Genomic DNA, 14,748 nt, shown 5'->3' on the forward strand with positions numbered 1-14,748 from the left:
GAATCCATTAATACCTATATATAGAATATTTAAAATTATTAAATTAGATTTTATTCTAATCCAACCTTTTTAAAAATTTCATCAACATACTTTAAGTGATAATGATAATCAAAGGCGTCTGCCACATCCTCTTGGGATAAATAGGTCATTACGTCACTATCTTCAACCAATTCTCTAAATAAGCGACCTTCATTCCAAGATTTGGTCGTTAATTTTTGCACCATATCATAGGCAGCTTCACGCGATAATCCCGCCTCATCAATCAGCTTTAACAGTAATCTTTGCGAATAAATCAAGCCATATGTTTTATCCATATTCTTACGCATTGTTTCTGGAAAAACATCCAAATTCATCAAGATACGATTAAATCGATCAAGCATATAATCGAGTCCAATAGTAGCGTCTGGTAAAATAATTCGTTCAGCACTTGAATGCGAAATATCCCGTTCATGCCATAAACTAATATTTTCATATGCCGTAATAATTTGCCCACGTAAAACACGAGCCATTCCGCATAAATTTTCTGATCCAATTGGATTACGTTTGTGGGGCATTGCCGAAGATCCTTTTTGACCTGCACGAAAATGCTCTTCAACCTCATGAATTTCTGAACGTTGAAGTCCTCTGATTTCTGTGGCCCAATTTTCGATACTTGTCGCGATTAGTGCCAAGGTTGCAATATACTCAGCATGCAAATCCCGTGGTAATACCTGACTAGTAATTGGCTGCTGTGTTAACCCCAATTGCTTTAAAACACTAGTTTCAATTGCTGGAGGAACATTAGCAAAAGTCCCAACTGCTCCAGAAATCTTACCAGACTCAACGCCTTTAGCCGCATGTTCAAAGCGCTCAAAATCACGATTAATTTCAGCATACCAACGAGCAAGTTTGAGACCAAAAGTAGTCGGCTCAGCTTGAACACCATGAGTACGTCCCATTTCAACAGTATATTTATATTTGCGCGCTTTCTGTGCAATTGTTTCTTTTAAAGCAAGTAGATCTTGACGAATAATTTTATCAGATTGCTTTAAAATATAGCCCTGAGCCGTATCAACCACATCTGTTGAGGTTAATCCATAATGGACCCACTTCTTTTCTGAACCCAAGCTTTCGGAAATAGTTCTTGTAAATGCTACAACATCATGATGTGTCACCTGTTCAAACTCAGCAACTCTGTCAACCGTAAATTTTGCATTTTGCGTGATTTTATCAGCGTCTGTTTTAGGTACTACTCCTACTTCGCTCCATGCCTTAGTTGCAGCAATTTCTACCTTTAGCCAAGCCGCATATTTATTTTCAATTGACCAAATTTTCCCCATTTGAGGGCGTGTATATCGTTCTAACATTTATCCTCTTTCCCATGGATTTTGTAATACAATTGTTTGTTCGCGATCTGGTCCCACCGAAACAGTCACTAATGGTATACCAACTAGTTCAGCAACTCGGTTTAAAAACTTTTGAGCATTTACAGGTAAATCGCTCCACTTTTTAGCAGCTGTAATATCTTCCTGCCAAGCAGGTAGTTCTTCATAGACTGGATGACAGCGTTCAAGTTCTTTTAAACTTGCAGGATAATAGTCAATCTTTTTCCCATCTAGTTCATAAGCAGTGGCAATTTTGACAGTCTCAAAACCGCTAAATATATCAAGTAAATTCAAACTTAAAGCATTGATGCCCGCAACACGTTTAGCATGTCTTAAAGCAACTGCATCAAACCAACCGATTCGACGTGGTCGACCAGTAACCGTTCCATATTCATGAGCAGTTTCTCGAATACGATCTCCTACTTCATCCAGTAATTCTGTTGGAAAAGGACCGGCACCAACACGAGTCGTATAAGCCTTGCACACACCAATTACTGTTTGCAAGCGATTACCGCCAACCCCAATTCCGCTAGCTAAGCCACCAGAAATTGTATTTGATGAAGTAACAAAGGGATATGTCCCCTCATCAAGGTCGAGCATAATTCCTTGTGCACCCTCAAATAAGACTTTGTCATTTTCATCTAAAGCCTGATTTACCAAAACCGAAGTATCAGTCACATATTTTCGTAATTTTTGTCCATATTCATAGTATTCAGTAAAAATATCATTAAAATCAAGAGCAGGTTTATCATAAATTTTAGTAAACAACGCATTTTTTTCTTTTAGATTAGCCTGTAATTTAGCAGAAAAAGTATCTTTTTCAAGTAGATCACAAACTCGAATTCCAACCCTTGAAGCCTTATCCATATAAGCGGGTCCAATACCATTCTTTGTTGTACCAATCTTATTGTCACCCTTTGATTCTTCTTGATATTCATCCAGCTTAATATGGTACGGCATAATAATATGCGCCCGATTTGAAATCCTTAATTTGCTAGTATCAATGTCATTTTGGGCTAAGTTTTCTAACTCTGCAAGTAAAACTTTTGGATTAATAACAACGCCGTTGCCAATTACTGCACCCTTATCCGCAGCAAAGATTCCTGATGGCAACAATCTCATTTTAAAAGTTTTACCATCAATTTCAATTGTATGCCCCGCATTATTTCCACCATTTGAGCGAACTGCATAAGCTGCATCTTTACTTAAAAAATCAGTAATTTTTCCTTTGCCTTCATCGCCCCATTGACTACCAACTACTGCCACTGCCGTCATTTTCATTCACCTCATAATAATCTAGCAATTTTACATTAATAGTCTAGCAACTATTTCAACTTTAGTCAAACTTAAATACGAACTATTATCGGCAGTTCAATAAACATAATTCGATTTATTAATTGACATGCGGAAAGTTTTTGATTATAGTTACATCGTTGAAAAAGATTCAATTTAGGAGCAAACACATTTATGAGCAATTATTTCAGTATGGATGCCTTTGACTACGATGATATTCAGCTTATTCCTAATAAAGGCATTATCAAAAGTCGCCACGATGCCGATACAAGTGTCAAATTTGGAACCCGAACATTTAAAATACCAGTCATTCCGGCAAATATGGAAAGCGTGATTAATGAAAACTTAGCTATCTGGTTGGCGAAAAACGGATATTACTATGTAATGCATCGTTTCCACCCAGAAAAACGTCTTGACTTTGTCAAAATGATGCAAAGTAAGGGCCTTTTTGCTTCAATTTCTGTTGGAATTAAAGAAGAAGAATATACCTTTATCGATCAACTTGTAAAAGAACAAATTATCCCTGAATACATTACAATTGATGTGGCTCATGGCCATTCAGTTTATGTAATTGAGATGATTAAGTATATTAAGGATAAGCTTCCAAATACATTCTTAACTGCTGGCAACGTTGCAACACCAGAAGCAGTGCGTGAATTAGAAAATGCTGGTGCTGATGCAACTAAAGTTGGTGTTGGACCAGGGCGAGCATGTATTACCAAGCTGAAGACCGGTTTTGGAACCGGTGGGTGGCAATTAGCTGCCTTAAGGATGTGTAGCAAGGTTGCTAGCAAACCATTAATTGCCGATGGTGGTCTTCGCTACAATGGTGATATTGCCAAATCAATTCGTTTCGGAGCCACTATGGTCATGATTGGTTCAATGCTTGCAGGTCACGAAGAATCACCTGGTAATATCATTAAAATTAATGGTAAAACTTATAAGCAGTATTGGGGCTCCGCTTCTGAGGTTCAAAAAGGTGCATATCGAAACGTTGAAGGTAAGCAGATGCTAGTACCATTTCGAGGATCCATTCGTAATACTTTGCAAGAGATTCAAGAAGATTTGCAGTCCTCAATCTCTTATGCTGGTGGCAAGGATCTTAATTCAATTAAATTAGTCGATTATGTTATCGTTAAAAACACAATTATGAGTGGAGATAAATAGTTTTTGAAATAATTTTTAATAAACTTATCTTTTGGTGTGGTAATACAGCGCATTTTCCGTTAAAATATTATTTATCTCAGTATTGTTAGGTAGTCGATACTGAGATTTTTTTATACAATTGAATTCAAAAACTAAGTTCAGTAAATAATTTACTAGTGTTATTTTATTGCCTCTTATGCTAGAATATATACGATAATTTTTTATTTTAGAAAGTTTTTGAAATATATGAAAAAAAAGTTTTTAATATTTTTAACTGTAAGTTTTATTTTTTTGAGTGGTATCACTGTAATTCAAACTGCTCAAGAAATATCTGCTACCGAGATATCTAACACCAAAGCAAACACTAATATGCAAAAGGCTAAGGTAATTAAGCAACCTATTTCTCAGAACCCCTACTTAACTAATGAGCAGTTTAAACAACTATTAAAGTTATTAAAACCATCCTACGAAAAGTATCTCAAGGACCAAAAATCTAATGGTACAGTTAATAAAGAGACATCTTCGACTACACCAAATAAACAACCCAGCATAGCAACTAAAAATGCTATAAGCTTAATGATTTTTATTGCAAACGATAATTCTTTGACTGTTAAACAAAGACAAGCGGCTAAAAATGCTGCTAATTTATTAAAAACCGGAAAATCAAATAACCAACCAGCGCCATCTTGGTTTAAGAAGTATGTTGATTTAACCAGTCCCCAAGACGCTACAAATAGTAGTAATATTCGTGTCTCACTAAAAAATTTGGCTAAAGTTAATCAAGCACGCACAGCAATTGGTGAAAAGGCCCTTAAAGTTTCTTTACCCTTAATAGCAATCTCAATGATTGATGCTGACTATCAAAAACGTGGTGGTTTAACACAGCCACATTATTATGAATATACCAACAACTTAGAAAATATTGCGGGAGGTACTGAACCAGTTGCTAAATGGCTGAGTGAAGAAATCAATTGGAAGTGGGATGTTAAAAAAACACCAAGTCTAGCACCGTATGAATTTTCTCCCAATTGGTCTAATATCAAATATGATAATGCCGTTTTTGGTACAAATGGTTATAAGACTGCTGGTCATTATTTAAATTTGGTAAACAAACAACATCGCGTTATGGGAATGGCTCATATGACCAAAAGTAATTACGGCTTTGTTGACATTCTTAATGCCAACTATAAAGACTCATCTAGTGCTATTAGTTTCAATCAATATAAAAAATTAGTCACTAAGTGGCTGAAGAAATAATCTAAAAAATGCATCTTTTTTTCTTAAAGGATGCATTTTTATTATCCATAAAAATACCTAATCGCCATTTTAAAGTATCTTTTTGTCCTTTATTTTTCTTCGTAATGACCTAAAATATGGTTTATTAAAACGATTTCATAAAAGGAGTTTGAAAATGACAGAACCAGATTATCAAAAATTAGTTAACGAAATGCGGAGTGAATTTAAACAAGGAGATGATAAACGCGATGCGGGATTACCAACGCAAATTCCTGAAGTTGAGCGTTTTGATAATTTACCGTACGGTAATGTCGCACAATTTCAATTGCTTGATGTTTATTTACCTAAAAAAAGAACTAATGAAAAGTTACCTGTAATTGTCAACATTCACGGTGGCGGTTGGGTTTATGGTACAAAAGAAACATACCAATTTTATTGTCTTTTTTTAGCTAAAAAAGGCTTTGCCGTAGTTAACGCCAATTATCGCTTAGCGCCTGATGTAGTCTATCCAGGCGAACTTGATGATATAAATCGAGTTTTCCATTGGATAGCAAAAAGTACGAACGCAAATAAATACCACTTTGACCTTAATAATGTGTTTATCGTTGGGGATAGTGCTGGAGGGCAAATGGCAGAGCAAATTTTAGCCGTTTACACCAACAGTGAATATCGCAAATATTTTGGCTACAGCGTACCTGAATTAACAATAAAAGCGGCTGCCCTAAATTGTGGCCTATACTTTTTAACCGAAACTGACTTAATTGTAGGAGCACCAGAATCTTATTTTCGTCCAGAAATTCGTTTAACTGAACATGATCAACTAAATGTAGAACAATACTTAACCAAAGCACTTCCACCAATCTTTTTAATGACCAGTAATGATGATTTTTTACGTAATAGTGCATATATGCTTTCAGGGTATTTACACGCTAAAAACATTTTTTATGAAATGCATTTTTATGGTGATGATAACCACCGGCTTGGACATGTGTTTCACGTTAACCAAAAAGACGACCTAGCTAAACAATGTAATCTAGATGAATTAGACTTTTTCCGTAAGTATATTAATTAACGTATTGATAGATATAATGGTTGACATGGTTAACACATGCTCAACCTTTTTTAATAAAGGTAGGAGCTATGAACTCTAATATACATGAATTAGTACAACTAGATAAATTGCCCATTTATGTTAAAGTACATCAAAAAGTAGGAAAAACTGAAGTAGCCCCACATTGGCATCAAAGTATTGAATTAAGTTTTACTTTACAAGGTAAAATTGATCATTTTGTAATTGAAGGGATTGATCATCAAACACAGCCTGGTGAAATTTTAATCATTAATACCCAAATTGTTCATAGTATACAAAATACAAACAACAATCAAAAAGATTTAATGTTAACCCTGCTTTTCCCTTACTCCCTAGTTCGACGCATGTTTCCAGCAATGGATCAATATTTAATTTGTATAAAAAACTTAACTGAACTATCAGTTAACCAAGTAACCAAATATCATCAATTACAAACTATGCTTAGTCAAATAATTGCAATAAGTTTAAATAATAACGAAACACTTAAGGATTTAGAATTAACAATTCTTAGTTATCAAGTTCTAGAAATTTTGCTTAAGCATTTCTTATACCCTCGTAATCATAACAGTCAACTATCCGATAACTTAATTATTACTGGTCACTTGCGTCATGCATTAAGTTTTATTCATACTCATTATCAAGACCAAATTTCTCTACAAGACATTGCAAATAATTGCCATTTGGCTCGACAATACTTACAAAGAATTTTCCACAAAAATATGGGAATTACTTTAGGAAAATACCTCAAAAAATATCGTGCGCAAATGGCTTATCAGGAATTATGTAATACCTCAAATACTTTAACCACCGTTGCAATGAATAATGGGTTTAGCGGTATTCGTTCAATGAATCGCGCTTTAGTTGCCAATTATGGACAGCCTAGTAAGCAAATTCGTAAAAGTTTCTCAGCGCCACATGCAAGTTACTGAAAGCGCTATTTAAAATAAAAATATGCGTAATAATGTAAGTAAACAATTTAAAACTAAAGAAAAGAGGAATTTAATATGAAAAAAGCCGAGCCAAAATCTAAACTATTCAAGATTTCTTTATTATCAATTTCACTACTATTAATGATTGCACCACAAATCTCACCAGTGTTACCTTTAATGTACTCAGCTTTCCCTAACATTTCACGAGCTGGCGTTGAAACATTAAGTACCATTCCTAATATTGGAATCGTTATTGGATTAGTACTAAGCCCATTTTTAATAAAATTAATTGGAACTAAGCCAACAATCATAGCTGGACTTGTAATTACTTTAATAGCAGGTACATATCCCATATATGCCACGGATTATCCCACAATTTTAATTTCACGTTTTTTATTAGGAGCTGGAATTGGATTATTTAATTCCTTAGCAGTTAGTCTCTTATCAAAATTTTATCAAGGCAATGAGTTATCAACTATGCTAGGATTTCAAAACTCAATGGGTAGCATCGGTGCTGCTATCTTTTCTTTCTGTGTAGGGTGCTTAGCTTTTCAAGGTTGGCATATTACTTTTTCCATTTATTTAGCAGCATTGCCTATCTTAATTTTGTTTGGCTGGATAGTAGTTCTACCTAATGAGCAAAAAAATATATCTACTCAAAAGATACCTATGACTAAAGATGAAAACAAAGTAAATATAGCTGTAATTAAAATTGCTTTACTAATGTTCTTTATGTACGTTTTCTTTATGCCAATGACTTTTAAGTTGCCACAATTAGCAATTACTCAAAAGATTGCTAATGTTAGTCAAGTAGCTTTTGTTTCTACTATAGTGACCCTTATTGGAATTCCCGTTGGTATGTTTTATGGCTATCTGAAGAAAAAATTACAAGATTTAATTTTACCAATTGGTTTATTTTTACAAGTTACTGGATTACTAGCAATTGCATTTGCAGTTAATCTTCCAATACTAATGATTGCTGCAATTGCTCTAAGAGCTGGCTTTGGCTTATCAGTACCATATATTTTTAATTGGCTAGGCGAAGTTGCTCCGAAAAATTCGGTTAATTTCGCAACAACAATTACTTTGATTTTAGTCAACATAGGCTGTGCAGTTTCACCAACGATTATTAACTGGCTAGGTAATAATTTAAGTAACGGATCTCCACGAGCAGATATGACAATTGCTGGCTTAGGGATGACAATTTTATTTTGTTACAGTATCATGCACTATTTCAAAACACAAAAGCAGCATTAGTTTAAGGACCATTCGCGTATAACTTTTTTAGGCAAGTAAAAACCGTAAATCAAGTTATTATCTTGAATTTACGGCTTAAAATAACTATCACTTATTTCTTTCTTTTCTAGAAAGCCAAAACATAAACGCTGGTAAAATGATAAACCCAAAGACCATCATTAAAATGGCATACCAGTTGACACCGACAACTTTGCCATTAACCACAATTCCAAATTGAGTTTGCCAATTATAATTAATTAATAAAAAAATAACTAGTAATATTGAAAGAATCGGAACAACAATATCTGTCCAAATATTTTTAGAAGCTGGTAAAACAGCTTCTTTATTTTTTCCAAAATAAAATAGAATAACTGCAAGTGGAACAATGATAAATCCCAAAAATCTTACCATTGCACTGAGAGTGATTAAATTAACCAAGTTATATTGAAAGGCAAGAGGCACTAACAAAGCTAATGCTTCAGAAATAAAGAATGTTCTAATTGGAAAATTATTTTTGGTTCTCTTCGTTAAAGACATTGGAAGCTGATGCTCACGCGCCATTGCTTCTAATATCCTTGGAGCATTGAAACTTGAAGCTACGTTTATCCCTAACATTGATATTAAGGCTCCAATCAAAATTACATCGCGCAAAATTTCATTATTAAAGATTGCACTAATTGCTACAACTTGCTTAGTTGTCATCAATGCCCTAGGATTTAACACCATAGCAACTGCCACCACACCAATATAGATTGCTGCAATCACAAAAATAGCTAATGGAATCGCCCGTGGTAAATTTTTCTCAGGTTCTTGCATATCATCTGAACCCGACGCAACTGATTCAAAACCGGTAAAGGCATAAAAGGCTGAAACGATTGCCATTACAAATCCTGTTGTAGTTAATGTAGGGACAATTCTTTGCCCATTTTGCGTAATTTGGTCGACTTCAGTTAACTGGTGAGAAGCACCACTAATAAGTAAAAGTACCACACCTGCAACAATAATTAATACCAAAGCAGCTAATTTACCTGCAGTAGCCATGTTCATGACTAATTTAACAAATCTTTGACCAAAAACGTTAATAATCGTAATCAATACCATCAAGACAATAAATCCGATAGTGACGCTGCTAATATTATCTGGATTGCCACCAAAAATAGAAATAGTTGACTTAATTACTCCCACAGCCATTACGCCCCATGCTACACTGGCTGAGAAATAACGTAAAATCCCAACATAAAAACCGATATTGTCCCCAAAAGCTGCTTTGGCATAAGCATAGGACGCACCCGATTTCGTAACATACTTAGCTGCGGCCGAAAACGAAATAGCCAAAATCGCCGCAAAAGTTGCTGCGATTAAGTAAACTATTAACGCTTTGCTACCAGCTTGTCTAACAACACTGCCTGGCGTTAAAAAAATTCCTGAACCAATAATCGAATTAATCGCTAATAAAACTATCGACCAAAAGCCAAGCTTATCATTTATTCCACTTTCCTTATTCATCAAAGTCCCCCTTTAATTCGCATTTTGAATTAAAAATTTAAATAAGTTATTCATAAATTTAACGTCGGGATTGCGATGTAACATTTCGGGGTGCCATTGAACCGCCAAAATATTGCCAGACTCATTTTCAAGTCCTTCGATTACACCATCTTCAGTCTGCGCAACAGCATTTAAATCTGGAGCAACCTTTTTAATTAATTGGTGATGAAAAGAATTAGTTAAGAAGTCGGTTTTACCCAAAGTCCGCGCTAGAAAACTGCCTTCTTTTACATGTACACGATGAGTGGGCAAATCTGGTGTATGTCCTTGTTCATGCTTAAATGTTTTCTCTGAGCGATCGGTTATATCTTGGTAAAGACTACCGCCATGTGCCACATTAACGATTTGGGCTCCTCGACAAACACCTAATATTGGCTTATTCATTTCTTCTGCAAATTTGAGTAATAACATATCAAAGTGATCCCGTGCAGGCCAAATTTCACCAATTTTTGGATCTAACTCTTCCCCATATAAATGAGGATCAACATCATGTCCACCTGACAAAATTAGCCCTTGAACTTGTTTCATTTGTGTCCTAATAACTTCTTCATCATCAGTATATGGAATAATAAATGGAACGCCACCATTTTGGACAACCGAATCAACGTAATCTTCATTGACATAGCTGCGACGATAGCCCGGAAACATTCCTCCTGCATCAACGATTACTGAACCTGAAATACCAATAACTGGTTTTATCATTGTTTCACCTGCTTTTTGTCTACTTTATTAATTATCTTAATTCTATTATAAGAGTAATTGGTGAATTTTGGCATTTATCTGTTTGGAAGCAGCTTAATTACTTTTTTTACCCAATCGCACAACTTGTTGCCTAAGCTGCTGTATCTCGGCAATCGAAATCTTGGGATCGGTAATTGCTTGAGCAAGTTTAAATTTTAATAGCGCAAGTTCATTACTTACTGGTACTGCTTTTTGGCTTAAATTAGAAGTTGCTGAAACTAATTGATTATTTTGAATTTTCCAGGTTTTAAAATTTAAATTTGCAAGTAACTGTTGATCATGAGTCACAATAAGCACCGCAAAAGGATAACTTTTAAGAAAATTCTCTACTGCTTTAAGGCTTTTAAGATCAAGAAAGTTGCTTGGTTCATCTAAAATTAATAAGTTATGCTGGCCCAGAAGAACTCGGGCCAATCTGTAACAGATCATCTGGCCACCACTCAAAGTGCGAATTTCATTTGTCAACGACTTAGTTAAATGTAAATCCCCTAAAAGCTGCATGGTAGTTGTCCGATCAAATTGACTAATTTTTTGAATTGCTACTTGCAATGTTGTGCTGTTTTCTGTTTCTTTGCTCATATTCTGCTTAAAAAAGCCAATTTGGGCTTGGGGATTAATCCATTCGGTCAAAGTTTTCGCGACTAACTGGCTTAAAAAAACAGACTTTCCGCAGCCATTAGAACCCGTCAAAGCTACTTTTTGGCCAGTTTTAAGTTTTAGTTGCGTTGTAATAGTAAATAATTCATGCTGGGCAATAGTTATTTTTTGTGGCTCAATACGTAATAAAGTATCGTTTATAGAAACAGCTGAAGATTGCCACTTTAAATTATTTAATGTTATTGGTTTATGAATATATGGTCTTACTATGCTTGTGGTTTCTTGTTCAATGCGTTGCTTGATTATCTTTTGTGTATGCGCCAAATGTTTTTCTTTACCACCATAATCTCGATTTTTCCATTCCGACCAAGATAAATCTTTTTTCTTACAATTTGCACGATCCACTTGTTGTTTCTTTCGCTGCTGCGCCTTTTTTAATTTTTTGATTTGCTTTATCTGATTATGGTATTGTATTTCTTCATTTTCTCTTCTTTTTTTGATATCTTGTTCAAAATTCAAAAATGATTCTTTATACGCAATAACTTTTTTATTGTTCAAATACCAAATTGTATTGACTGTTTGTGTTAAAAAATGACGATCATGACTAATTACAATATATGGGTTTTTGAGATGATTTAAAATTTCAATGAGCCATTGCTGTTGACCAATATCTAAATTTGAAGTGGGTTCATCCAATAATAGTAAAGTCTTCTTACTACTATGGCGCATTTGCTCAATTGCCGTCACAATTTCCTGTCGTTCCCTTTCACCACCACTTTGTTTACCGTAACTAATAATTTGTGACACCATTACCAACTGACAATTACGTTGAATTTGCCCCGTAACATTAAACGCCACTGGCTTTTGGCTGATTATATTAAACAAGGTCGTTTTACCCGTACCGTTATTACCAATCAGGCCAATCCTTTGTCTATCTTGTACATTTAGCTTATCAATGTATAATAGTTTTTCTTTTTGGTATTCAAGTTGTAATTGATTAATTTTGAGATATTCCATATCTAACAACTCGCTTTCTTGAGTAAAGAAAAAGCACTGATAACAGTTGCTTCCAACCTAAATTAGCAGTGCACAAAAAAGCCAGTGTCAAATACGACTACCTAAACTAAATTCAATACTAATTTCTGATTATCAGCAAAAAAACACACACCGAAATGTATGGGTTATCAATCTTTTTCGCATAATAATATTTCAGAAATTAATTTTTCATTTTAGTAGTAGTCTCTCTTTCTTCATCTTTTAATTATTATATCATATTTGTTAAAAGATTAAATAAAATCTAATCAATCTTTTCAAAAACTTCACAGACCATTGGCGCTTGCGGATAAAATTCCTTATTTCCTTCTTGTTGATATTCTTGCCTAAAAAACTCATCATGAATTTGGCGCCAATATTGGTAACTGCGATCTCCCTCACCTTCATGATAAGCATGCTCAGCTGAAATTTGCTCATAGGAAATTATTTCAACTACTTTATCTTGAACTACACAAATTGGCCTAGCAGCATGATCAAGGATGATATTCCAATCCCCAACTTGTGGCAGTGGCTCATCTTTTGCATAAAGTTCATATGCAGAAGTTGTCGCCGTTTTAAGCCCCTGCTTTACTAAATTAGCTAATTTGTCACTAGTAGTGTCAAATGACCAGGCAGTAACCAGAGTATTTTGAGGTAATTGATGCTTTTGACAAAAGTCTTGCCAATATTTAATTGTTTCTTCATTCATTAGAGCCACCATTGTGGTGTTAATTCACCCATTGTCATTACTTTTGCTTGCTTATAATCTAGCATTACTTCAACTTTTTGATAATCTTTTTCCATTAATTGAACAATAAATTCACGGCAAGCTCCACATGGTGCGCCATTTTGCCCATTTGACATAATCGCTAACACTCTAGTAATTCTTGTTTCGCCTTGAGTAAGCATACTCATTAAGGCGTTTCTTTCCGCACATAAACCCAACCCACAGGCAGTATCAACACAAACACCAGTATAAATTTTACCAGACTCCGATAAAACAGCGGCTGCTACACCACCGACCTCCATGTGATTACCAATTAAGCGAAAGCCTTGGACTTTCTTTGCTGCCGCAAGCATCTCTTGCCATTGTTGATCCATTTTTTGCTCCCTCCAGCTTTTTTCTAATAATAGAGCTATTTGTAGATTCTTTTTCTGAGGCAATCATTCTATAACTCTTTTTAATATGCTTTCAATGCTTGTTTGTTAAATTTTGCTACCGCTGATAACAATGAAACAAAGTAAAAGCGTTCATTAAGATACTCTTCTATTACTTCCATCATTTTATTAAATATAATTTATCAAAAAATTAAATAAAAATAAAGCCCCAAATGTTACTTGATAATTTTCAAATAGCAATGGAGCTTCAAGATAACTTTTAATCTAATTAATTGATTGACCACCAGTTACACCATAAACTTGACCAGTGATATAACTAGCCATATTAGAGGCTAAGAAGATATAGACTGGAGCTAATTCATCGGGTTGACCTGCACGATTCAATGGTTCTTCTTGTCCAAATTTCTCTAAAGCGTCTGTCGGTTGTCCCCCGGCCACTTGAAGTGGTGTCCAAACGGGACCTGGCGAAACACTATTGACCCTAATCCCTTTAGGCGCCAATTCCTGCGCCAAGTTGATTGAAAAGTTAGCAATGGCTGCTTTAGTTGCGGCATAATCAAGTAAAATTGGTGTTGGACTAAATGCCTGAAGTGAGGTCGTCGTCAAGATCACACTACCTGGTTTCATCTTTGGTACCACGGTTTTGACCATTTCATACATTGAAATAATGTTAACTTCAAACGTATCATGAACTTGATCCATTGATAAATCTTCCAAGCTAGCAGAGTTTTGCTGGATTGCTGAATTCATTACCAGTAATTCTATACTACCAAATTCTTTAATTGCCTGTTCACTCACTCGGGATGCTTCACCACGTTTACGAAAGTCTGCTGGTATCAGCACTGCCTTACGGCCCTCTTGTTCGACTAATTTTGCAACTTCTTTGGCATCATCAGCTTCTTCTGGTAAATATTGAATAGCAACATCGGCACCTTCTTTAGCAAAACCAATCGCTACTGCTCGACCAATACCTGAATCGCCTCCAGTAATTAAGGCATGGCGACCAGTAAGTAAATTATGTCCCTCATAGTCGCGCATATCACCATTAGGTAACGGATCCATCTTACTTTGAATTCCCGGATATTTTTGTGACTGTTTTGAAAAATCATCAGCATGATAACGAGTTAACGGGTTTATTAAATTATTGTCCATCATTATAGTCTCCTTTATAGATTCTTTCTTTAACCTATCTATAATTTATAGCGCTTACAAAAATAAAGCAATAATTATGCTTGAAAGGAAAATTTTTGAGATTTGCATTAGCAACCCAATTTTTTCATAATAGTTCATTAACATTTTTTATTTGATACTTTTCCATAATAGCTCTTAAAAATTCATATCTATACTAATACTAGGTAAATTTAATTATTAACTAAAATAGCTTTTAAAAAAGTTGACTTAGAGTTGCTCTAAGGTCATA

Annotated in this window: 13 protein-coding genes; 5 read left to right on the forward strand and 8 right to left on the reverse strand. The window is 34.8% G+C overall.

Going from position 1 to position 14,748, the window contains the following annotated elements:
• Positions 1-50: 50 nt before the first annotated feature.
• On the reverse strand, positions 51-1,346 hold the full coding sequence (gene purB / locus F5ESL0246_RS07575; RefSeq protein WP_122019246.1) for an adenylosuccinate lyase: 1,296 nt from the start codon (positions 1,344-1,346) through the stop codon (positions 51-53).
• Complete coding sequence (locus tag F5ESL0246_RS07580) at positions 1,347-2,639, reverse strand: adenylosuccinate synthase (RefSeq protein WP_122019249.1); 1,293 nt, start codon at positions 2,637-2,639, stop codon at positions 1,347-1,349. It abuts the gene before it with no gap.
• Positions 2,640-2,831: 192 nt separating this feature from the next.
• Between F5ESL0246_RS07580 and F5ESL0246_RS07585 the strand changes: the two genes are divergently transcribed.
• The 5 genes from F5ESL0246_RS07585 to F5ESL0246_RS07605 all read left to right on the forward strand — a co-directional run bounded on the left by F5ESL0246_RS07585 (position 2,832) and on the right by F5ESL0246_RS07605 (position 8,315).
• Entirely contained in the window at positions 2,832-3,824 is a 993-nt protein-coding gene (locus F5ESL0246_RS07585) for a GMP reductase (protein WP_122019252.1), read from the forward strand.
• Positions 3,825-4,049: 225 nt separating this feature from the next.
• On the forward strand, positions 4,050-5,060 hold the full coding sequence (locus F5ESL0246_RS07590; protein ID WP_233551617.1) for a CAP domain-containing protein: 1,011 nt from the start codon (positions 4,050-4,052) through the stop codon (positions 5,058-5,060).
• Between the two features lie 154 nt (positions 5,061-5,214).
• Positions 5,215-6,111: an alpha/beta hydrolase gene (locus F5ESL0246_RS07595; RefSeq protein ID WP_122019254.1), complete on the forward strand. Its 897-nt coding sequence runs from the start codon at positions 5,215-5,217 to the stop codon at positions 6,109-6,111.
• Positions 6,112-6,179: 68 nt separating this feature from the next.
• Positions 6,180-7,058, forward strand: coding sequence for a helix-turn-helix domain-containing protein (locus F5ESL0246_RS07600; RefSeq protein ID WP_122019256.1), 879 nt, complete (start codon positions 6,180-6,182; stop codon positions 7,056-7,058).
• Between the two features lie 75 nt (positions 7,059-7,133).
• The gene (locus F5ESL0246_RS07605; RefSeq protein ID WP_122019259.1) at positions 7,134-8,315 is read left to right on the forward strand and encodes an MFS transporter; all 1,182 of its coding nucleotides are present in this window, start codon (positions 7,134-7,136) and stop codon (positions 8,313-8,315) included.
• A gap of 87 nt (positions 8,316-8,402) precedes the next feature.
• Here F5ESL0246_RS07605 and F5ESL0246_RS07610 read toward each other — a convergent pair whose 3' ends face one another.
• The 6 genes from F5ESL0246_RS07610 to F5ESL0246_RS07635 all read right to left on the reverse strand — a co-directional run bounded on the left by F5ESL0246_RS07610 (position 8,403) and on the right by F5ESL0246_RS07635 (position 14,483).
• Positions 8,403-9,800, reverse strand: coding sequence for an APC family permease (locus tag F5ESL0246_RS07610; RefSeq protein WP_122019262.1), 1,398 nt, complete (start codon positions 9,798-9,800; stop codon positions 8,403-8,405).
• 12 nt (positions 9,801-9,812) lie between these two features.
• A complete protein-coding gene (locus F5ESL0246_RS07615; RefSeq protein ID WP_122019267.1) occupies positions 9,813-10,541 on the reverse strand; it encodes a gamma-glutamyl-gamma-aminobutyrate hydrolase family protein in 729 nt (242 codons plus the stop codon).
• A gap of 93 nt (positions 10,542-10,634) precedes the next feature.
• The gene (locus tag F5ESL0246_RS07620) at positions 10,635-12,194 is read right to left on the reverse strand and encodes an ATP-binding cassette domain-containing protein (protein ID WP_122019271.1); all 1,560 of its coding nucleotides are present in this window, start codon (positions 12,192-12,194) and stop codon (positions 10,635-10,637) included.
• Between the two features lie 280 nt (positions 12,195-12,474).
• A complete protein-coding gene (locus tag F5ESL0246_RS07625; RefSeq protein WP_122019275.1) occupies positions 12,475-12,918 on the reverse strand; it encodes an ASCH domain-containing protein in 444 nt (147 codons plus the stop codon).
• Complete coding sequence (locus F5ESL0246_RS07630) at positions 12,918-13,310, reverse strand: cytidine deaminase (protein ID WP_233551618.1); 393 nt, start codon at positions 13,308-13,310, stop codon at positions 12,918-12,920. Before F5ESL0246_RS07630 ends, F5ESL0246_RS07625 begins: the two co-directional genes overlap by 1 nt.
• A gap of 282 nt (positions 13,311-13,592) precedes the next feature.
• Positions 13,593-14,483: an SDR family oxidoreductase gene (locus tag F5ESL0246_RS07635; protein WP_122019277.1), complete on the reverse strand. Its 891-nt coding sequence runs from the start codon at positions 14,481-14,483 to the stop codon at positions 13,593-13,595.
• Positions 14,484-14,748 lie beyond the last annotated feature (265 nt).

It is taken from the genome of Lactobacillus sp. ESL0246, assembly GCF_003692965.1.
Classification (GTDB): domain Bacteria; phylum Bacillota; class Bacilli; order Lactobacillales; family Lactobacillaceae; genus Lactobacillus.